We start from the raw sequence: 22,430 nt of genomic DNA on the forward strand, positions 1-22,430 counted from the left end.
TCAACCCTCCGCCGCCGCCACCGCGGCGGGCTCCGGCCGCTCGAGCTTGGCCGGGATCAGCAGCCCGGCGATCACGGTGCCGACGGCGATCAGCACGCCGCCGAGCAGGAACGCGGTGGAGTAGCCGTCGCTGAGCGCCGCGGTCGAGCGGTCGTCACCGGTGACGGTGGCGGCCACCGTGGTGAGCACGGCGAGTCCGAGCGCGCCGCCGAGCTGGCGAGAGCTGTTCAGCAGCCCGGACGCCATCCCCGCCTCCTCGCTCACGACGCCCTGCATGGCGATGGTGCCCATCACCACGAAGCTCACGCCGATGCCGATGCTGCCCACGATCGAGGGGCCGAGAATGTCGGTGAGGAAGTTGCCGCCCGGCCCGCCCGCGCCGAACCAGCCGATGCCGGCCGCGCCGAGCAGCCCGCCGACCACCAGCGTGTTCCGGTGGCCGATGCGGGCGACGAGGAGCGTGGCCAGCCGCATGCCGACCACCGCGCCGAGCGCGAACGGCACGAAGCAGATCCCGGCGAAGGCGGGCGAGTACTGCAGCACCGACTGCATGTGCAGCGAGACGAAGTAGAACGCGGTCAGCTGCCCGGCGGTGATCATGAAGCCGAACACGTTCGCCCCCGCGACGCTGCCGTGCGCGAGCAGCCCCAGCCGCATGAGCGGCTCCCTGACCCGGGTCTGCACCACGACGAACGCCGCGAGCAGCGCCGCGCCGAGGACGAGCGTGCCGATGGTCGTGGCGGAGGCCCAGCCGTACTCGTCGGTGCGCACCACGCCGAGGATCAGCAGCAGCATGGCGGCGGTGACCAGCAGCGCGCCGACGAGATCGAGCGTGGGCCGGGCGCCGTCCACCGCGCCGCCGATGCCGCGCACGGCGGTGGCCAGCGCGGCGATCACGATCGGCACATTGATCAGCAGCACCCAGCGCCAGTCGGCGAAGTCGGTGAGCAGGCCGCTGGCCACTACGCCGAGCGCGCCGCCGAGCATGGTCGCGGCCGCCCACAGCCCGACCGCCTTGGTGCGCGCGGGCCCCTCCTCGAAGGTGACGGTGATCAGCGCCAGCGAGAGCGGGGAGAGCGCGGCCGCGCCGAGCCCCTGCACCGCCCGCGCGCCGATCAGCACCGACTCGTGCGTGGCCAGGCCGCCGATCAGGCTGGCGGCGCCGAAGAGCACCAGCCCGCCGATCATCGTGCGGCGCCTGCCGATCACGTCACCGAGCCGGCCGCCGAGCAGCAGAAAACCGCCGAACACGACGGTGTAGGCATTGACCACCCACTGCAGCGCGGTGGCGGACAAGTCGAATTCGGACTGGATGGCCGGTAGCGCCACATTCACCACCGAGAGATCCAACGAGACCATGAACTGCACGATCACCACGGTGGCCAGCACGGCGGCCGGTTTGCTCGATTGCGACATCTGCCTCTCCGGATCGGCGGAGCTATTTTAGTAACGTGTCTTTTTATAGGTAAGCACAGCCCAACAGCCCTGTCGAGAGGGCGGATCGGAAAGAGGTCGCCGTTATTCAGCAGAGCGCGCCCCGGCGGCGCGGCCGACCCGTTCGCGTCCCGCGGGACGTGGTGCTGGCGGCCGCCACCCAGCTGCTCGCCGCCGAGGGCGAGTCCGCCTTCAGCATGCGCAGGCTCGCGGGCGAGCTGGAGGTCAGCACCGCCGCGATCTACCACCACTTCCCCACCAAGGCCGCGCTGTTCACCGCCGTCCTCGGCAGGTTGGCGGATTCACTGCACCGGCCCGCGCTGCCGGAGGCGCCGCGGGAGCGGCTGATCGCCATCGTCGGCTACCTGATCGATATCCTGCACCGGCTGCCCTGGGTGGCCGACATCCTCGCGAGCGGCCGCAGCGGCGCCCGCTCAGCGCTCTGGATACTCGACGAGTTCGTCACCGCGGCACGAGAACTCGGCGCCTCCGACCGCCAGGCCGGGTACATGTACCTGACCGTGTGGCGCTTCGTGGTCGGCGAGCTGACCAGCAGGCGCGCCGCGGCCGCGCACCGGGAGAGCGAGCCCGCGCTGCCCTACTGGTCGGATCTGACCGGGGCCGACCAGCTCGCCGACTTCCCCGGCGTGGCGCGGCTGCTGCCGCAATGGGCCGGGGTGCGCGCCGAGTTCCGCACCGAGGACGCGGTCGCCGACGTCATCGACGGACTGCTCGCCGGGCTCGCCCGCCGCGGCGCGCGCTGACTCCGGTTCACAGCCAGGAGTCGAACGTGGTCGTGGTCAGGAAGTGCTCGAGATCGGCCCGCCAGCCCGCGGGCGCTGCCTCGGCGGTGTCGATGCGCGCGTAGCGGCCGCGGTAGAACAGCAGTGGCCGATCGGAGCCGGTCGCCGTCAGCGTCTCCACCCGGCCGACGACGATGTGGTGGTCGCCGCCGTCGGCGACGCTCGCCACCGTGCACTCGATCGTGGCCAGCGCCTCGTCCAGCACCGGCAGCCCGCGCGCGGACCAGTGCCACGCCGTCCCGGCGAACCGATCCTCGACGCCGCGGGCGCCGAACCGCGCGCAGACCGGTTGCTGCGCCTCGGTGAGCACGTTCACGCAGAACCGCCCGGCCGCCTCGATAGCGGCCCAGGTCCGCGAGCCGCGGACCGGGCAGAACAGCACCAACGGCGGGTCGAGCGAAAGCGCGGCGAAAGACTGGCAGGCGAACCCGGCCGGGGCGCCGTCGCCGTCCGGCGCGGTGACGATCACAACCCCGGTCCCGAAGTGCCCCAGCACATTACGGAACTTCCGTGGGTCGACAGCGGATGGCGGAGACACTCCGGGTGACGACATCGCAGCCTCTTTCAGCGCCTACCGGCGATCCGAGCATAATGATAATCTTTTTCATTAAAGCAGCTTCGACACCGCAGGAGATGTGCATGGACGACTTCTACTCCCCCGTCGCCGAGTTCTACGACCTCGTGCCCCGCGCGCACGCCGAAGGCGAAGCGGCGCTGCGCAAGATCCTCGCCGAGGTCGACCCGGAGGCGGGCACGGTGGTCGATATCGGGGCGGGCACCGGCCGCACCTGCCGGGTGGTCGCCGAGGTGCTGCCGACCGCGAAGATCCTGGCCAGCGAGCCCTCCCCCGCCATGCGCGCGGTGCTCACCCACGACGTCCTCGCCGACGAGGAGCTGCGTCGCCGGGTCACCATCGTGCCGGAGCCCGCCGAATCGGTGCAGCTCCCGGAGCGGATCTCGGCGCTGGTGCTGTTCGGTGTCCTCGGCCACATCGGCGCCGAGGACCGCAAGGCCCTCTGGGACCGGGTGCTGCCCCGGCTCGCCCCCGGCGCGCCGGTCCTGGTCGAGCTGCTCCCGGTGAACCGCCCCACCACCCTGCCGAAGATGCCGCTGGCCAGCGAGCAGATCGGCGACCTCACCTACACCGGCTCGATCGAGCCCGAGCCGGTCGGCGGCGACCTCATCCGGATGACCTCGACCTGGGAGATCACCGGTGACGCGGCCCCGCCGCGGACGGTGCGCAACGTCAGTGAGTGGCACACCTTCGGTATCGAGGATTTGGCGGCCGAGACCGGTCTCGTCGGTGAGCAGCTCACCGCGCAGTCCGGGGTGCTGCGCGCCCCGCGTCCCTGAGCGTCGGCGCGGCCACCCGTCGCGGTGGCCGCGCTCACCGAATCGCAGTCACCCGCACGGTGATTCCGTCGCGCGGGTGCATGCCGATGAGCCCGGCGGGCGGCGCGTCGGTGTGCTCGAGCTCGGCATCGACCCGCCGGGCGACGGCGACGAAGGCCGCTTTGACCGCCATGGTCGCGAAGGCGGCGCCGATGCAGCGGTGCGGCCCGACCCCGAAGGGCAGGAACTCGTGCGGCGCGGGCTTGCGGTAACGGTCGGCGTCGGGGTCCCAGCGGCTGGGGTCGAAACGCTCGGGGTCCGGCCAGATCGCCGCCAGCCGGTGGGTGTGGAACGGGCTGAACAGTAGTAGGTCGCCTGGAGCGAATTCGGCGCCGTGCAGGGTGAATCCGGTGGCGACCTTGCGCGAGATGACGGCGGTGGCCGGGTAGAGCCGCATGGTCTCGGAGACGGCGTGGTCGAGCTCGGCCGGGCGCCTGGTCACGGCGTCGCGCAGCCGGGTCCAGAGCGGCCGGTCGCGCAGCGTGCAGAACAGCATCCAGGAGAGCTGCGCCGCGGTGGTCTCGGCGCCCGCTTCGAGCAGGCTGACCAGCTGGTCGGTGATCTCGTCGTCGGTGAGCCTGGTGCCGTCGGTGCCGCGCAGCAGCACCCCGAGCACGTCGTTGCCCGGCTCGCCGCACTCCTGGCGGCGCGCGATCTCGTCGACCACCCAGCGGTGCACCGAGGAGCGGGCCAGCAGCGCCCGGCGCCAGACCGGTGAGCCCGAGCCGCGCTCGATGCTGCCGCCGACCACGTCGGCGTCGATGGCGCGGTGGATGTCGTGCAGCCAGTCGTCCAGCCCCTCGGAGCGGTCGGCGGCGGCCGCGCCGAAGAGGCTCTCCAGGGTGGCCAGCCGCATGGCCCGGCGCAGCGGCGGGTAGATGTCGATGACGTCGCCCGCCGCCCAGCTCGCCGTCGCGGCGTCGATGTGCCTGGTGACGGTGCCGAGGTGGTGCTCGACCCGGCGCGCGGTGAGCGCCGGGGTGACCTGGCGGCGCAGCCTGCGGTGCCGGTCACCGTCGTTGACCAGCAGCGCCGACGGCCCGGTGAGCGGCGCCAGCGCGGTGAAGGCCGCCTCCCAGCTGAAGAGGTCGCTGTTGGCCAGGATGAAGGCGCTCGCCTCGGCGCCGAGCGTCACCCGGAAGCGCATCGGCCCGGCCCCGAGCACCGAGATGGCGCCGTTCGCCCGGTACAGCCGGTCCATCGTGGTGTACGGGTCGGCCGAGAAGTCCTGCAGGTCGGCCATTTCGCGGGCGGCGTCGGTCGCGGTCATGCGTCGGCACCTGGGGTGCGGGCGGCCAGCAGCTCGGGCAGCGGGACCGGTTCGGGGTCGGGCGGGCGGATCAGCTCCGGCGGGCCGAGCACGGTGGTGAGCCGCTGCCACTGGGCGGTGACGGTCATCGCCCACTGTCCGGCCGCCGCCGACCGGGCGGGGTCGGCGATATCGGCGCGCAGCTCGCGCAGCGCGGCCCGGACACTGTCCGGCCACACCTCGCCGAAGACCTCGCGGAAGGTGGGGGCCGGCTCCGATTCCAGTGGCTCGGTGCTCGGCACGTCCAGCCGCTCGGTACCCGGCCCCGCCATCACCAGTCTTCCGGTCGCGTCCCGGCCGGTGTGCAGCCGCGGGCTCCACAGCACCGGGCCGTGGGTGTCGGCCAGCGAGAGCACGCCGCCCTCGAAGGCGATGGCGACACGGTGCAGCAGCAGCGCGTGGTTGTCCGGGTCGGCGGGGTGGATCTGGTTCTGGATCCGCAGCGAGACCGGGATGCCGCCGATCACCGCGCTGAGCGGGGTGTACGGCATGGGCGTCGCGGCCAGCGCGGCCACCTCGGAGGACAACGTCGCGGGCTCGCCGATGGCCCACGGCCGGAGTTTGCCGACCGCGCGGCCGATGACATCGAGCAGGGAGTACGCCACCTGGCTGCCTGCGACCGCGTCCACGTGCAGCGGGCGCTGCCGCTCGCGCAGGATCGCGGCCGCCCGCAGGAACAGCCGTACCGGGCTCAGGTGCGGGTAGAAGGCGTTGAGGCGGTACTGGACTCGGTGTTCGCGGGCGGTGCGCAGGCAGCTCGCGAGTTCGTCCGGGTGCAGCAGGTGCTCCTGCAGCACGTGGATGCCGCGGCTCAGCAGGCTCTGGGCCAGCTTCGCGCCGTCCCCGCCCGCGGCGCCCGCGCGCACCGCGACGCAGCCGATGTCGATATCGTCCGGCAGCTCCTCGACGCCGATATAGTGCGGCACGCCATAGCTTTTCGCGTACTCGACCGACGCGGCGCTGCCTCGGGAGACCACGCCGGCCAGCTCGACCTCCCGATCGCCGTGCACGCCCCGCAGGTAGATCCGGCCGAACGAGGTGCCGCAGACGACGACCTTCGGTTTCGCATCGTTCACAGGCTGCCTGCCTCCATCGGTTCGTCGTGGGCGTGGCGGTGCGTGCGGTGCACCGGGAGCGCGCCGAGCGCCGCCACCGCGTCGAGCAGCCCGCGCGAATCGAGGACGTCGTCGGCGTAGTGCAGGCCGGGGGTGATCGCGCCGGAGAGCACCGCCGCGACGGTATGCGCGGCGGTGGCGGCGGTGAGTTCGAAGCTGCTCGGGGTGCGCAGCACCGCGGTGTCCACCCGGTCCGCCCGGTGCAGGGTGAACGCCATCAGGTAGAACGGGTCGAGCCCGGCCAGGTCCAGCTCCGCCGCCGCGCCGATCTCGGCGACGATCGGCGCCAGCGCGGCGGGGTCGGCGGGGACCCGGCCGCGCAGCCTGCTCAGCGTCAGCCGCAGGGTGGAGCCGATGAAGACGTTGTGCCAGTGCAGTTCGGCCAGCCCGGTCGAGCGGGCCAGCCGCTCGGCGTCGGCGGTGAGGAACGGCATGGTGGTCACCCGGCCGGGAAAGCCCGCGACCTCGACGTCCTCCCGCACCGGAAGGGCATTGCGCCGCCTGCGCCCGCCCGACCACGCCGCCAGGGTCTCGCCGTACCAGTGCTCGGCGTCGGAGCTGTCCAGGGAGAGCGCCAGGTCGCCCGCGGAGGCGGGCGCGAACGGCTCGATGCCGCCCGCGTAGACCACCAGCCTGGCGCTGGTCAGGTCGTCGGCGAGCGTCTTCGGCACCACGTTCGCCAGGCCGGGCAGCATGCCGGCGGAGAGCACCGCGGTCCGGCCCGCGAGCACGGGCGAGCCGGAGAGCAGCCGGTGGGTCGGGCCGTCGCCGGAGACGTCGACGTAGTCGCTGCCCGCGGTGAGCGCGGCCCGGGCCACCCGGTCCATCAGGAGATTGGACGGCCCGGCGCAGTTGAGCACCAGCCGGGTGCCCGCGCAGAACGCGGCCAGCGCGGCCGGGTCGTCGGCGTCCACCGGGCGCCACTCGGGGCCCGCGCCCTGCGGCGGGGTGCGCGCCCCCAGCCGCAGGTCGCCGATGCCGAGCCGGGTGAGCATGCGGACCGCGGCCCGGCCGACGACCCCGGTGGCGCCGAGCACCGCCACCGGACCCGTAGCGTGCTCGGTCACGAGCGCGGCTCGCCGACGGCGTTGAGCGGCGCGGTGATCCGGGCGGCCAGTTCGGCGGCATTGGCGGCGGACATGCTGGTGAGGTGGTCGCCGGGGATCTCGGCGACGGCCAGCTCACCGAGCCCGACCCGCGACCAGAAGCGCTCCACCTCCGCCCTGGTGCCCATGAGCGTGGCGCTGCCGCTGTTGCTCAGCACCCGCACCGTGCCGAAGTACGGCTCGGCCGCGTGCGTGCCCATCGCGCGCAGATTGTGCGCGAAGATGTCGAACTGCCTGCGGAATCCGGCCGGGTCGAGCCCCCCGGCGCGGTACGGGCCGGTGCCCGAGGTGGCGGCGGCGTGCAGCGCGGCGAGCCGCTCGGCGCGCGGTACCGCCGCCCGCTGCCGGAACTGCGCCGCGAGCGGCGCCGACTCGCCGTCCAGTCCGGCGAGCGCGCCCGCAGGCACCCGATCCGGGGTGCGGTCGAGGATGGCGCGCAGCGCGGTGGCGACCGCCGCGTCGTCGGCCGGGTAGCCGAGCGGGCCGGGGTCGACCCCGATGGACTGGGCGAAGACGTACTCGGTGAGCAGTTCGTCGTGCACCGCGGGCGGCTGGTAGGAGCCGATCACGGTGAGCTCGTCCACCGTCGCGCCCGCCTCGGTGAGCGAGCGCGCGATCTCGGCGGCGAGCAGCCCGCCCATCGAGTACCCGATGATCCGGAACCGGTTGTCGGCGCCGAGCAGCTCGGCGGCGTAATCGGCGGCCTGCCTGCTGATCACCGCGTCGGCGGGCAGGTTCAGATACTTCGCCGGGTCGGTCACCTCCAGCCCGACCAGCGCGCCGGGGTGCGCCGCCCGCAGGTGCGGGAGTAGCGCGTCGTAGGGCGTGAGCGTCCCGGTGCCGCCGTGCACGAGGACCCAGGTGCCGCTCTCGTGTCCCGGCTGCCCGCCGAGCGCGCGCAGCGACGAGCTGTCGGCCGCCTCGGCGGCGGCCGGCGGCGCCTCGCCCCGGTGGCGGCGGGCCGCGAGCGCGGCGACGGTGGGGTTGCGCAGCACGTCGCGCAGCAACTCCTGCCACTCGATATCGGCGACCTCCGGCACCCGGTCGCGGAGTTTGCCGACCATTTGCGACAGCAGCAGGGAGTCGCCGCCGAGGGTGTAGAAGTTCTGGTCGCGGCCCACCTTCGGCACGCCGAGCATCTCCTGCCAGAGCTCGGCGATCCGCTCCTCGATCTCGTCGGCGGGCGGCACGTAGTCGGCGAGCGCCGCCGCGGACGGGGTCTCGGTGATCCGCTCGGCCAGCGCGGACCGGTCCAGCTTGCCGTTGACCGAGCGCGGCAGGGCGTCGAGCAGGGTCAGCTCGGCGGGCACCATGTGCTCGGGCAGCAGCGCCGCGACGTGCTCGGTGAGCTGCTGCTCGGTCACGGTCTGGCGCTGCTCCTTGAACCGGGCGATGAACACGCCCTGGCCGGAGGCGGCGAGCGGGGCGTCGGCGGCGGGCAGCACGCGGACGTGGCTCGCGCCCGCGGTGTCGAGCTGGCGCAGCCACTGCTCGCGGGTGAAGAACGCCTGCCCGGTGCCTGCCCGCACGTCGGTGAAGGCGGTGAGCTCGCTGAAGAACTCGAACTCCATGGAGACCAGCAGCGCGTAGTTGTGCTGCCTGGTCGGCTCCAGGAACACCAGCCAGCCACCGGGCGCGAGCAGATCGCGCAGCCGCGCCAGCACCTCGTCGGCGTTCACCGAGTTGTGCAGCACGTTGGCGCACAGGATGACATCGGCCGAGTTGGGCCGCATTCCCTGCTCGGCGGCGTCGGCGTTGATGTCGAAGCGCCCGTACCGCATCCACGGGTACTCGGCGAAGGTGTTGCGGGCCTCGCTGAGGAAGTACTCCGAGAGGTCGGTGAACAGGTAGTCCGGCTCGAACTCGGCCAGCGCCGGGATCAGGTCGGTACTGGTGCCCGCGATGCCCGCGCCCACCTCGAGTACCCGCAACCGATGCGGGGAGCGCTCGGCGACCGCGCGCACGGTGTCGATCACCACGCGGTGCGAGCTGCGCGCCACCAGGTTGGTCCGGTACACCGCGTGCGCCGCACCCGGCTTGCCCGCGGGGAACAGCAGTTCGCGCACGTCGAGGGCGCCGCGCAGCAGGTCGTCGAGCCGGTCGCTGCAGGCCCGGATGTAGGAGAGGGTCTCGCTGCCGTAGCCGACGACGGCCTCCAGCTCGTCGATCCGCCGCCACGCCGCCTCGACGGCGCGCGGCCCGGCGGCGATCAGGTCGCTGTAGCGGCCGGTGCGCGGATCGTACACCACGGCCCCGCCGTCCGCGAGCGCGGCGAGCCAGCGCTTCAGCAGGCCGTGCTGGCGCTCGGAGACGCCGGTGGCGGCGGCGATCTCGGCGATGTCGTGCGACCGGTCGCGGTCGGCGAAGAGCCCGTCCGCCCGGAGCTGGGCGGCGATGGAGAGCATCGCCATCTCGTCGACGGCGTTCATCAACGCGACGAAGGATTCGCTGTCCACCGCGCGCTGCGCCGCCGCGGCGGCCTCGTCGGCGGCGGTGAGCACCTCGCTCGCGGTCGCGCCGCCCGGCTCGCCCGCGGCCTCGGTGGCGATCTCGGCGAAGCCGAGCAGCCGTGCGCCCGCGCCCTGGCCGTTCACCAGCACCGCGGCATCGGCGATGGCGGGGTGGCGGCGCAGCGCGGCCTCGACCTCGCCGAGTTCGACCCGGTGGCCGCGGATCTTGACCTGGGTGTCCTCCCGGCCCAGGAACTCGAGCCTGCCGTCCGGGTGGAAGCGGCCGAGGTCGCCGGTGCGGTAGAGCCTGGCGCCGGTGCGCGGGTGCCGGATGAAGCGGTGCGCGGTGAGCTCGGCGTCGCCGAGGTACTCCGCGGCGAGTCCGGCGCCGCCGATGTAGATCTCGCCGGTGACGTGCTCGGGGCTGTCCTGCAGGGCGTCGTCGAGCACGTGCATGGTCTGGTTCCGCAGCGGGGTGCCGTAGGGGATGCTGCGCCAGCTCGGGTCGATCTCGTGGATCGGGTGGTGGATGGACCAGATGGCGGCCTCGGTGGCGCCGCCGAGCCCGACCACGCTCAGCTCGGGGTGGTCCGCGCGGATCCGGCCGGGCAGGTCGAGCGGGATCCAGTCGCCGGAGAGCAGCACCAGCCGCAGCGCGTCGGCGCGCGCGCCCGGCGTGGATTCCAGCACGTCCAGCAGCATCTGCAGCTGGCCGGGGACACTGTTCCAGAGCGTGACCCGGTGCCGCTGCACCAGCTCCAGCCAGTGCGACGGGTCGCTCACCCGGTCCTGGTCGGGCAGCACCACGGCGCCGCCCGCGGCGAGCACCCCGAAGATGTCCCAGACCGAGAGGTCGAAGGCGAGCCCGGCGACGCCGAGCACCCGGTCGCCCGCGGTCACGGCGAAGCGCTCGTTGATGTCGTCGATGGTGTTCGCGGCGGCGCGGTGGGTGACGACGACGCCCTTCGGCTCGCCGGTCGAGCCGGAGGTGTAGATCACGTACGCCACGTCGCCGGGGTCGCCCGCGCTCTCCGGCACGGTATCGATGCCCGCCAGCAGGTCGACCGCGATCGGCCTGGCGGCGGCGGGCACCTCGCCCGCATCGCGCAGCCAGGACTGGGTGAGCACCGCCCCGGCGCCCGCCCGGTCGAGGATGGTCTCCCGGCGCGGCATCGGCTGGGTGATCGCGACCGGAACGTAGGCCGCGCCGAGCACCGAGGTGGCGAGCACCGCCACGACCTGCTCCGGCCCCTTCTCCATCAGCACGGCCACCCGCTCGCCGGGCTCGACCCCGGCCTCGCGCAGCGCGGCGGCGGTCGCCGCCACCCGGCGGCGCAGCTCGGCGAAGTCGAGGACGGTGTCGCGGTGCAGCACCGCGGCGGCGTCCGGGGTGGTGTCGGCGCGGTCCAGGATCGCCTGGTGCAGCAGCCGGGGCGGGATCTCGGCGGCGGTGTCGTTGTACCGGTCGCGGCGCTCGCGCTGCGCGGCGGGCAGCGGCACCGGGTACCGCTCGGTCCAGGTGTCGGGGTGCTCGGCGAGCCGGGTGAGCAGCTGGACGAAGGCGTCGAAGGCCGCGGCGGCGGTATCGCCTGCCAGTACCCCGCGGCGCACGTCCCAGGCCACCATGAGCCCGTCGTCGTACGGGGTCACCTGACAGTCCAGCCACACCTGCGGGGTGCGGGTGATCCCGCGCAGGATGCGGCCGCGCAGCGCCTGCGCGCCCGCATCCTGCGCGCCGATGGTGCTGGTGAAGACCACCGGCATGAGCACCGGGCTGCCCGCGGCGCGGGTCAGCTCGCTGAGCACCTCGACGCCGTCGAACGAGCGGTGGTCGAGATCGGTGAAGAGCTGGGCGGTGATGCCGCGGGCGCGCTCGGCGAAGGTGTCGCGCTCGTCCAGGTCGATGCCGAGCAGCTCGACGGAGGTGAAATCGCCGAGCACGGCGCCGATGTCGGGGTGCGCGGGCAGCCGGTTGAAGACCGGGAGGTTCAGCGTGAACCGGCGCTTGCGGCTCCAGCGCCCGATCACCTCGGCGTAGGCGGCGAGCACCGCGCCGGAGGGGGTGAGGCCGTGTGGGGTGGCGGCGCTGGCCAGCCCGGCGAGCACCGAGGCGGGCAGCCAGTGGTGCAGCCGGTCGAAGCCGGGCTCCGCGGCGCCCGCGCCCGCCTCGGTGGGCAGCTCCGGTGCGGCGGGCAGCGATTCGATCCGCTGCTGCCAGTATTCGCGGTCGCGCTGGTAGCGGGCGCCGTTGCGGAGCTGCTGCACGCCGAGGACGTAGTCGCGGAAGCCGATTCCCGGCGCGGGCGGCAGCGCGGTGTCCGAGCCGTCCGCCTGGACGAGCGCGTCGAGTTCGGCCAGTAGCTGCTGCATGCTGGCGGCGTCGATGGCGAGCAGCTCGACCAGTAGGTGCACGACGCAGCCGGTGTCGGTGCGGGTGATCCGCACCGCGAACAGCGGCCAGGTCTCGGTGCCGCCCGCCGGGCCGAGCAGTTCGTCGCGCTGCCGGTCGAGCACCGCGTCGGCCTCGGCGGGAGCCACGTCCCTGACGTCGGTGACCGGGATCGCGTAGTGCGGGACCGAGGCGGCGACCCGCTGGTAACCGTCGCCGTGCACGGTGGCGCGGAGCATGTCGTGGCGGCGCACCAGCGTGTTCCAGGCCCGTTCGATACTCTCCGGCTCGGCCGCGTCGTAGCGGACCTCCAGGTAGCTGGCGCAGGCGACGCCGCCGAACGGGTAGGTGGGGTCGCGGCCGATCAGGTAGGCCTGCTGCACCGGGGTGAGCGGGAAGGGATCGTGCGCGGCGGCCGGGTCGGCGGTGATGCTGATCTCCGCCTGCTCCTGCGCGAGGTGTTCGAGGAGGGCGGGCTTCTGCGCCACCAGCCGCTCGCGGTCGTCGGCGGTCAGCGCGCCCTGCGGGGCGCGGAACCGCAGCTGATCGCCGTCGGCCCACAGCTGGACCCCACGCTGCCGCAGGTCGGTCACCAGGTCGAGAACGTTCACAGGGCACCTTCTTCGAAATCGAGCGCGGCGTGCGGTTGGTTGCCACCGATTCCGGCGATGGTCGGATCGGTGAAGAATTCACGCAGGGTGACGGCGAGGCCGAGTTCCCTGGCGAGACGGGCGACGAGGCGGGTGGCGGAGAGCGAGTCGCCGCCTGCGCTGAAGAAGCTCGTGTGCCTGCCGGCGGGGGCGGTGCCGAGCAGCTCCGCCCAGAGCTGGGCTATCCAGGTCTCCAGGCCCGGCCGCGGCGGTTCGTCGGTTGTGGAAGTCGTTGGGCCGGTTTCGGCTTCGGCTCGGCGCAGGAGGGCGGCGTGGTCGATCTTGCCGTTTCCGGTCAGTGGGGGGTCGGGGAGCGGTATGAGGTCGGGGTGCCAGCCTGCGGGGATGCGCTCGGCTACGAATTCCGCGAGCCCCGTGGGCAGTTCCGGCTCCACGAAGGCGACGAGCCTGGCCTGTGCCCGCTGCCCGACGGCGAGCGCGAAGGCCCGACGCACCGCCGGGTGCGCCGCGACCGCCTGCTCGATCTCGCCCAGCTCGACCCGGTACCCGCGGACCTTCACCTGCCGATCCGCCCGCCCCAGAAACTCCAGCACCCCATCCGAGCGATACCGGCCCACATCCCCGGTCCGGTACCAGCGCGTCCCATCCTTCTCGAAGAACGACGCCGCCGACAGCTCGGGTCTGCCGCGGTACCCCCGAGCCACGCCGGTGCCGCCGATCAGCAACTCCCCCGGGACCCAGTCGGGGCGATCCGCGCCTTCGGCGTCGACCACCCGGAAGCACTGATTCCGCAATGGACGCCCGTACGGGATCGAGGTCCAGGCCGGATCGACCGAACCCACCTCGAAGTAGTTCGACCAGATCGCCGCCTCCGTCGCACCACCGAGCGCGACGAAACGCCCGGTGGAGCGGGCGGCGAAGCGGCCGGGCAGGTCAAGCCCGACCCAGTCGCCGGAGACCATGACCAGCCGCAGCGAGTCGAGCCGCTGGTCGGCGCTCTCCGCGGCGGTGAGGAGCATGTCCAGCATGGCGGGGACGGTGTTCCACACCGTCACCCCGTGGTCGCGCACCAGCGTCAGCCAGTGGTCCGGGTCGCGGCGATCGTCGTCCGCGACGAGGACGGCGCTGCCGCCGGCGGCGAGCAGGCCGAAGAGGTCGAAGACCGACAGGTCGAAGACCACCGCCGCCACGGCCAGCACCCGGTCGCTCGCGCCGAGCCCGAACCGGTCGCGCAGGTCGAGCAGGGTGTTCACGGCTTGGCCGTGCTCGACCTCCACGCCCTTCGGCGTTCCCGTGGAGCCCGAGGTGAAGATGACGTACGCCAGGTCGGAGCCGCTGACCGGATGCGGCGCGGCGGGATCGTGCCGCCCGGCATCGGCGATGGCGATCACCGGCACCGCGCCGGACCCGTCTGCGCCGCTCGGGTGACCGGGCGCTGCGCCCGACACGTCCCCGGTGTCAGGCGCAGCGCAACGTGCACCATCGGGCACGGCGTGACGACCGGGCAGGGCGGTGCCGAGCACCGTCTCGCCCGGCTCCGCCGTGAACCGTCCGGGATCATCGGTGAGCACCGCCGTTACCCCGGCCTGGGTCAGAATCGCCGCCCGCCGCCGCACCGGCTGATCCACCGCCACCGGCACATAAGCCGCGCCCGCGGCCAGCACGCCGTAGAGCGCAGCGACCAGGCTCGCACCACGCGAAGCGCAGACCGCGACCAGATCACCCGGAGCCACCCCGCGCTCGGCCAGTAGCGCCGCGACCCGCAGGCTCTCGTCCGCCAGTTCGCCGAAGGTCACCGTGGCGGTGCCGTCGAGCAACGCCACCCGCCCCGGATCGGTTGCGGCGACCTCGAACATCGCCGTGTGCAGCCGGTCATCGCCCGGCAGCGGCCCTGCGGTGTCGTTGACCCGATTCCGGATCGCTCGCTGCGCAGGTGGCAACGCCGGGACCAGCGGGCGCTCCCAGTCCAGCTCGCCCAGGCCGGACAACACATCGCGGTAGGCCGCGAACATGTCGTCCACCAGCCCGTCGGGGAAGAGTTCGTCGACCGAGTCCCAGCTGAGCACCAGCCCGTCCGGTAGCTCGATCACCTGGTGGTCCAGCCACACCTGCGGCGTCTGGGTCCGGGTGAAGTCCGGCCACCGCACCGAGCGGGCCAGTTCGTCGTCCACCCCGAGCATCGAGGTGAACACCACCGGCACCGGCTCGGCGGGGACCGCGCTCTCGCGGGCGAGCTCGCGCAGCACCCGGATCGCCGACACCTGCTGGTGGTCGAGGTCGCTCCACAGCTGTTCCTGGAGCCGCCGCGCGCGGCCTGCCCAGCTCTCGCCCGCTTCCGGGCGGTCGGCGACCAGCAGCAGCGAGCTGAAGTCGCCGACCACCCGCATGATGTCGGGGTGCACGTCGCGGCGGTCGAACCGGGTCAGGGTGACCGTCAGCTCGCGCTGGGCGCTCCACCTCCCGAGCACCCACGTATAGGCGGCCAGCAGCACCACGCTCGGCGTCACGCCCAATGCCCGCGCCCGCGCGACGATTCGGCTCCAGACCTGCGGGTCGAGCCGGAGTTCCCTGCGGGTGAAGAGCGGGCGCTCGACAGCCGCGGGCAGCACCCGCAAGGGCAGCTGCGGGCCGGGCGGCAGCTCCGGCAGCCGCTCGCGCCAGTACGCCAGCCCGGCCGCCACCTCCGCCTCCGACGGCGCGCAGTTCAGCACATAGTCGCGGAACTCGACGGCGAGCGGTGCCGGCTCGCGCGTGGGCTCGGCGTACCACCCGAACCACTCGCTGAGCAGCACCAGCGCGCTCAGACCGTCGATGACCAGGGTGTCGAAGACGACGCACAGCCGAGACTGCCCGTCGCCGCACACGACTCCGATGTCGAACAGCGGCCCGGCTGCGGCATCGATGGCGCCGCCCGACATCTCCGCGCGCAGCCGCGCGGCGGCGGCATCGAATGCACCATCGGCCTCGATCACCCGGAATCGGTACTCGGCGGCGTCGGGCAGCACCCGCTGCCTGCCGTCGGCGTCGACGACGGCACGGAGCATGGCGTGCCGCTGGAGCACCCGATTCCAGGCCGCCTGCGAGCGCTCGACGTCGAGATCGTGGAGGTCGTACTCGAAGTAGAGCTGCGCGCCGATGCCGCCGAGGTCGAAATCGGCCGAACGGCCCAGCCAGTACGCCACCTGGATGTCGGTGAGCGGGAAGGGGTCGTGGCGGTGCGCGGGGTCGCCCGTCAGCGCGGGCGCGGGCTGGGGTTCGGACGGCTCGCCGGTTCCGAGGCGCGCCAGTCCTGCGATGGTCGGTTCGAGGAAGAACTCGCGCAGCCGGACCGTCCGGCCGAGTTCGCGGGCGAGGCCGCCGACCAGCCTGGTCGCGGAGAGCGAGTCGCCGCCCGCGGTGAAGAAGCTGGTGGTGCGGTCGGGCGGGGCGCCGCCGAGCACCTCCTGCCAGAGCTGCGCTACCCGGGCTTCCAACCCGGGCCGGGGCGGTTCGGTAGCGACGAGAGCGGTTGTCGCCACAGCTGATTCGGCCAGCCGGACCAGGGCGGCGTAATCGATCTTGCCGTTCGCGGTCAGTGGGGGGTCGGGGAGCGCGATCAGCTCCGGCGCCCATCCCGCCGGAATCCGCTCGGCCACGAACTCCGCGAGCCCCGCGGGCAGTTCCGGCTCCACGAAGGCGACCAGCCTGGCCTGTGCCCGCTGCCCGACGGCGAGCGCGAAGGCCCGACGCACTCCCGGATGCGCCGTCAGGGCCTGCTCGATCTCGCCCAGCTCGACCCGGTACCCGCGGACCTTCACCTGCCGATCCGCCCGGCCCAGAAACTCCAGCACGCCATCCGAGCGGTACCGGCCCAGATCGCCCGTCCGGTACCAGCGCGCGTCGCCCTCCTCGAAGAACGAGGCTGCCGACAACTCCGGCCTGCCGCGATATCCCCGGGCGACCCCCGCGCCGCCGATCAGCAACTCCCCCGGCACCCAATCCGGACGATCCGCACCGTCGGCATCGACCACCCGGAACCGTTGATTCCGCAATGGACGCCCGTACGGGATCGAGGTCCAGGCCGGATCCACCGACCCCACCTCGAAGTAGTTCGACCAGATCGCCGCCTCCGTCGCACCACCGAGCGCGAGGAAGCGGCAGTCGAGCGCCGCGGCGGCCAGCCGGGCAGGCAGGTCAAGCCCGACCCAGTCGCCGGAGAGCAGCGCCAGCCGGAGCGAAGGCAGTGGGCGGGAACCGCTCTCGGCCACGGTGAGCAGCATGTCCAGCATGGCGGGGACGGTGTTCCACACCGTCACGCCGTGTGCGCGGACCAGCGCAACCCAGCGGTCGGGATCGCGCCGCTCGGCGTCGGGCACGAGCACCGCGCTACCACCGGCGCCGAGCAGGCCGAACAGGTCGAAGACCGACAGGTCGAAGTCCACCGCCGCCACCGCCAGCACCCGGTCATCGGCGCCGAGGCCGAACCGCTCCCGCAGATCGCGCAGGGTGTTCACCGCCTGCCCGTGCTCGACCTCCACCCCCTTCGGCGTTCCCGTCGAACCCGACGTGAAGATCACGTACGCCAGGTCGGAGCCGCTGACCGCGTGCGGTGAGGCTGGATCGTGCTGCCCGGCATCGGCGATGGCGATCACCGGCACCGCGCCGGACCGGCTTGCGCCGCCCGGGTGCACCGCTTCCGGCCTCGCCTCCGCCGCGAATCGGCCCGGGTCGTCGGTGAGTACCGCCGCGACCCCGGCCTGTTCCAGAATCGCCGCCCGCCGCCGTACCGGCTGATCCACCGCCACCGGCACATACGCCGCCCCCGCGGCCAGCACCCCGTACAGCGCCGCCACCAGCCCGAACCCGCGAGCCGCGCAGACCGCGACCAGATCACCCGCACGGACCCCGCGCTCGGCCAGCAGCGCGGCCACCCGCAGGCTCTCGTCCGCCAGCTCCCCGAACGTCACCGCGTCGGCACCGTCGATCACCGCGATCCGCCCCGGGTCGGCTGCCGCCACCTCGAACATCGCGGTGTGCAACCGCTCGTCGCCAGGCAGCGGTTCGGCCGTGTCATTGACCCGATCCCGGACCTCCCGCTGATCGGCGGGCAGCATCGCCGCGCTCGCCAGTGGCCGTTCCCAGTCGAGTTCCGCCAGGCGCGCGAGCAGCTGGTGATAGGCGTCGAACATGTCCCCGACCAGGCCGTCGGGAAAGAGTTCGTCGACCGAGTCCCAGCTCAGTACCAATCCCTCGGGCAGCTCGATCACCTGATGGTCCAGCCACACCTGCGGGGTCTGGGTGCGGGTGAAGTCCGGCCACCGCACCGAGCGGGCCAGCTCGTCGTCCACCCCGAGCATCGAGGTGAACACCACCGGCACCGGCTCGGCGCCGGACTCGCTCTCCCGCGCCAGCTCGCGCAGCACCCGCACCGCCGAGACCTGCTGGTGATCCAGGTCTTTCCAGAGCTGTTCCTGGAGCCGCCGGATCCGGCCGATCCAGCTCTCGCCCGCCTCGGGGCGGTCGGCGACCAGCAGCAGTGAGCTGAAATCACCGACCACCCGCATGATGTCGGGGTGCACCTCGCGGCGGTCGAACCGGGTCAGCGTCACCGTCAGCTCGCGCTGGGCGCTCCACACCCCGAGCACCCAGGTGTAGGCCGCCAGCAGCACCACGCTCGGCGTCACACCCAGCCCCCGCGCGCGCCGGACGATACCCTGCCAGACCTCGGGATCGAGCCGGGTTTCCCGGCGGGTGAAGCGCGGACGCTCGACAACTGCGGGCAATACCCGCAGCGGCAGCTGCGGGCCGGGCGGCAACTCCGCCAGCCGCTCCCGCCAGTACGCGAGCCCGGCCGCCACCTCGGCCTCCGACGGCGCGCAACCCAGCACGTAGTCGCGGAATTCCAGTGCGGGCTCCGGGAGCACCAGCTCCGGCTGCTCATACATCCGTAACCACTCCGACAGCAGCACCAGCGCGCTCAGCCCGTCGGCGATCAGCGTGTCGAAGGCGGCGCAGACCGTGGTGCCCGGGCCGTCGCGGACGACCCAGATATCGAACAGCGGCCAGGTCGCGGTGTCGCGGAGGTTAGCGGCGATATCGTCCCGCACCACGGCGACCGGCCCCTCGAAGACCGGAACCCGGAAGCGCGGCACCGCGTCGAGCACCCGCTGCGTGCCGTCCGATTCGATCACCGCGCGCAGCATGGGGTGCCGCTGGACCACCCGGTTCCACGCCGACTCCAGCCGGGCCGGGTCGACCTCGGGCCAGTCGTACTCCAGGTACAGGTGCGCGCCGATGCCGCCGAGGTCGAAATCGTCCGACCGGCCGAGCCAGTACGCCACCTGGATGTCGGTGAGCGGGAACGGGTCGTGGCGGTGCTCGGGGGCGGCGACGATCGGCGCGAGCTCGGTCGCGGCGCCGAATGCCAACGCCACGGCGAAGTCGGCGAAGGTGGGGGTGGCGAAGAGCAGGCCCAGGTCGGCGCCGGTCACCCCGTCTGCGAGCAGCCGCCGGATCAGTCTGGTGGCGAGCAGGCTGTCGCCGCCGAGGGCGAAGAAGTCGTCGTCGCGCCGGATCTCCGCGGTGCCGAGCACCGCCGACCAGGCATCGGCGACGGTCCGCTCCAGGCCCGTCAGCGGGACGGCTGACGCTGGGCCGCGCTCGTCCCCTACGGCGACCAGTGCGGCGAGCACGGCCTCGCGATCGACCTTGCCGTTGCGCGTGATCGGCAGCTCCGGGAGCCGGACGAAGCGCCGGGGCACCATGTACCGCGGCAGGTGCTCGGCGAGCCAGGCTCCGAGCTCGTCGTCGGAGAGCGCGTCGTCGCAGGCCACGGCAGCGCCGAGCGCGCGGGCGGGGTGCTCGAGCACGGCCGCCGCGGCGGCGGTGACCTGCGGATGCTCGGCCAGCACCGCCTCGATTTCGCCGAGCTCGATCCGGTGCCCGCGGATCTTGACCTGGTGGTCGATGCGGCCGAGGAACTCCAGGGTGCCGTCGGCCCGGTAGCGCACCAGGTCGCCGGTCCGGTACCAGCGCACCCCCTCGTGTTCGACGAATTTCTCGGCGGTCCGTTCCGGGTCGCCGCGGTAGCCGTGCGCCAATCCGGCTCCGGTGACCCAGAGTTCGCCCGCCGCCCAGTCCGGGCAGTCCCGGCCCGCGACGTCGACCACCCGGGCTCCGGCGTGCCGCAGCGGGACGCCGTACGGCACGCTCGACCAGCCGGGGTCGACGGTCTCGACCTCGCACACGGTGGCGTGGATGGCCGCCTCGGTCATGCCGCCAAGGCCGGCGAACCGGCAGCCGGGCACCAACCTGCGCAGCCTGCCGGGCAGGTCGAGAGTGACCCGGTCGCCGCCGAGCATCACCACCCGCGGCGCGCCGCCGAGCCCGGCGTCCTCCGCGGCGGTCAGCAGCATGTCGAGCAGCGCGGGGACGGCGCTGATCACGGTCACCCCGTAGCGGCGGATCAGCTCGGCCCAGGCGGCGGCGTCCCGGCGCTGCGGCTCCGGCACCGCGACCACCGAGCCGCCGTAGCCGAGGAAGGCGAACAGGTCGTAGGCGGAGAGGTCGAAGTCCAGCGCGGAGAGCGCGATCGTGCGGTCGTCCCGGCCGATGCCGAACCGCTCGTTCACCGCGTCGACGGTCGCGGCGACGGCCCGGTGCGGCACCTCGACGCCCTTGGGCGCACCGGTGGAGCCGGAGGTGAAGATGACGTACATCGTGTCCTCGGGATCGACCGGCACGATCTCGGACAGCGGGGCGACGGTCCGCGCCTGCTCGGGATAGATCGGTTCGACACCGTCCGGCTGAGCAACGTCCCGGGTGGTGAGGACCAGCCGGACCCCGGCCGTGCGGTAGACCCGCTCCCGGCGGGCCACCGGCAGATCGACTCCGGAGGGGACGTAGGTGGCGCCAGCGGCGAGCACGCCGAGCACCGCCACGATCTGGTCGACCCCCTTGGGCAGGGTGATGCCGACGCTGTCGCCCCGGCCGATCCCCCGGTCGCGCAGCAGCCGCCCCAGACATCGGGCGCGCTCGCCGAGCTCGCCGTAGGAGATGGCGGCATCCCCGGCCAGCAGCGCGGTGCGCTCCGGCTCGGCGGCGGCCAGCGCGAAGAAGCGCTGGTGCAGCGGTTCGGCGGGAGCGGCCTCGGCCGCATACCGCCGGGGGGCGGGCACCGGCCACGGGGCCGCGCGGTCCCAGGCGCCGCCGTCGTCCAGCAGCAGCTCGACGAAGCGCACATAGGCGTCGAACATGGCGTCGAGCAGGCCGGACGGGAACAGCGAGACGCGCGCGTCCCAGTTCAGCAGGATGCCGCCGTCGAACTCGGTGACCTGCGCGTCCAGCCAGACCTGCGGGCCCTGGGAGATGGTCCACGACGGTTCGCCCAGGCAGCGCCGCACCTCCGGCGCGTACAGCTCGCCCAGGCTCAGCGCGCTGGTGTAGACCACCGGGGCGAGTACCCGCTCCCCGCCGCGGCTGCGGCCGAGGTCGCGCAGCACCTCGACGCCGGTGTAGGCGGTGTGCCCGAGCACCTCGTGCAGCCGATCGGTGAGTGCGCGGCCTCGCTCGGTGACCGACATCGGGGCCGAGAGGTCGACATCGAGCAGCACCGAGCTGGAGAAGTCGCCGACGAGCCGGTCCACGTCGTCGTGCAGCGGTTCCCGGTCGAAGGCGGGCATATTCAGCAGGAAGCGGTCGGTGCCGCTCCAGGCGCCGACGGTCTCGGCGAACACCGTGGCCAGCACGCCCGCGGGGGTCAGCCCCGCGCGCTGCGCCCGCTCCCGGAGCGTGGCCGCCCGCTCCGGGGCGAGCCAGTGGCTGCGCCGGTCGACCCTGGCGCCCGCCTCCTCCGCGTGCAGCAGCGGCAGCTGCGGCGCGGCGGGCAGGTTCGGCAGCTGCTGCTGCCACCAGCGCTGTGCCCGTTCGCGTTCCGCGGCCCTCGTGCGCGCGCGGTCGGCCAGGTACCGGTCGTAGCGGTAGCCGAGCGCGGGCAGCGCGGCGGGGCCGTCCTGGTAGAGGGTGGTCAGGTCGCCGAGGAGATTCCGCAGGCTGAGCGCGTCCCCGGCGAGCATGTCCAGGTCCAGGTGCAGCCTGCTGCGGCCGCCGGGCAGCAGCGAGAGCCGCAGGTCGATGACCTCGCCCGCCGTGACGTCCATTCGGTGGTGCGAGCGTTCGTCGCGGATCGCGGCCAGCCGCTCGCGCAGCTCGGGCTCCGCGGCTGCGCGCAGGTCGTAGGTGGTCAGACCGGGCCAGTTGCCCCGCTCGGTAATGCGCTGCGTCCCCGTGACGTCGACCGCGGTGCGCAGCATGGGGTGCCGGGCGAGCAACGCGCGCATCGCCCGCTCCAGCCGATCCGGGTCCAGCCCGGCGCCGTGGTCGAACTCGCTGTAGAAGTGCGCGCCGACGCCGCCGAGTTCCTGGCCGGGGGCGCGCCCGATCCAGAAGGCGTGCTGCATCACCGCCAGCGGGAAGGAGGCGTCCGGCTCGGCGGCGGACGCACCGGGATCGGCCACCGCCTCGACATCGGAATCGTTCTCGCGCAGCAGCTTCCGCCACGCGCCGAGCGTGGGATTGCGGACCAGGTCGCGGAACTCGACCCGCTTGCCCGCGCGCCGCAGCAACCCGGAGATCCGCATGATGGTCACCGAGTCGAGCCCCAGGTTCGCGTCGTCGGTCAGCTCATCCGCCGGAATGCCGGTCAGCTCAGCGAGATCCCGCCGCAGACCATCGGCCCCGTCCTCTCCTGCCATCGAGCTCACGGCCAGCAAACGGAGCTTTTCCCGCATCGCACTCCCCATTTACAAACGAAAATCATTTTCACTAGTGCTACAATCTACGGG

9 protein-coding genes are annotated in these 22,430 nt (G+C 73.2%); 2 read left to right on the forward strand and 7 right to left on the reverse strand.

The annotated features are described in order from the left end of the window. Positions 1-1,416: an MFS transporter gene (locus NH2_RS10585; protein ID WP_067651928.1), complete on the reverse strand. Its 1,416-nt coding sequence runs from the start codon at positions 1,414-1,416 to the stop codon at positions 1-3. 158 nt (positions 1,417-1,574) lie between these two features. On the opposite strand from NH2_RS10585, the gene NH2_RS10590 reads away from it, so the two are divergent. Continuing rightward, positions 1,575-2,198, forward strand: a complete 624-nt coding sequence (locus tag NH2_RS10590; RefSeq protein WP_245650501.1) for a TetR/AcrR family transcriptional regulator — start codon at positions 1,575-1,577, stop codon at positions 2,196-2,198. Between the two features lie 7 nt (positions 2,199-2,205). Here NH2_RS10590 and hsaB read toward each other — a convergent pair whose 3' ends face one another. Next, on the reverse strand, positions 2,206-2,790 hold the full coding sequence (hsaB, locus tag NH2_RS10595) for a 3-hydroxy-9,10-secoandrosta-1,3,5(10)-triene-9,17-dione monooxygenase reductase subunit (protein WP_067651934.1): 585 nt from the start codon (positions 2,788-2,790) through the stop codon (positions 2,206-2,208). An 86-nt stretch (positions 2,791-2,876) separates the two neighbouring features. Between hsaB and NH2_RS10600 the strand changes: the two genes are divergently transcribed. Further along, complete coding sequence (locus NH2_RS10600) at positions 2,877-3,590, forward strand: class I SAM-dependent methyltransferase (RefSeq protein WP_067651937.1); 714 nt, start codon at positions 2,877-2,879, stop codon at positions 3,588-3,590. 34 nt (positions 3,591-3,624) lie between these two features. Here the strand turns inward: NH2_RS10600 and NH2_RS10605 are convergent, their stop codons facing one another. Genes NH2_RS10605 through NH2_RS10625 form a run of 5 tightly spaced genes read right to left on the reverse strand, consistent with a single transcriptional unit; the run spans position 3,625 to position 22,376 of the window. Continuing rightward, positions 3,625-4,899 (reverse strand): cytochrome P450, encoded by a 1,275-nt coding sequence (locus NH2_RS10605; protein WP_067651940.1) that lies wholly within the window; start codon positions 4,897-4,899, stop codon positions 3,625-3,627. Then, on the reverse strand, positions 4,896-6,014 hold the full coding sequence (locus NH2_RS10610) for a Gfo/Idh/MocA family oxidoreductase (protein ID WP_067651943.1): 1,119 nt from the start codon (positions 6,012-6,014) through the stop codon (positions 4,896-4,898). Before NH2_RS10610 ends, NH2_RS10605 begins: the two co-directional genes overlap by 4 nt. After that, positions 6,011-7,120, reverse strand: coding sequence for a saccharopine dehydrogenase NADP-binding domain-containing protein (locus NH2_RS10615; protein ID WP_067651946.1), 1,110 nt, complete (start codon positions 7,118-7,120; stop codon positions 6,011-6,013). The genes NH2_RS10610 and NH2_RS10615 overlap by 4 nt, the downstream gene beginning before the upstream one ends. Then, positions 7,117-12,609, reverse strand: a complete 5,493-nt coding sequence (locus NH2_RS10620; RefSeq protein WP_245650502.1) for a non-ribosomal peptide synthetase — start codon at positions 12,607-12,609, stop codon at positions 7,117-7,119. The genes NH2_RS10615 and NH2_RS10620 overlap by 4 nt, the downstream gene beginning before the upstream one ends. Next, entirely contained in the window at positions 12,606-22,376 is a 9,771-nt protein-coding gene (locus tag NH2_RS10625) for a non-ribosomal peptide synthetase (protein ID WP_067651949.1), read from the reverse strand. The genes NH2_RS10620 and NH2_RS10625 overlap by 4 nt, the downstream gene beginning before the upstream one ends. Positions 22,377-22,430 lie beyond the last annotated feature (54 nt).

It is taken from the genome of Nocardia harenae NBRC 108248 (genome assembly GCF_001612885.1).
GTDB classification, from domain to species: Bacteria; Actinomycetota; Actinomycetes; order Mycobacteriales; family Mycobacteriaceae; genus Nocardia; species Nocardia harenae.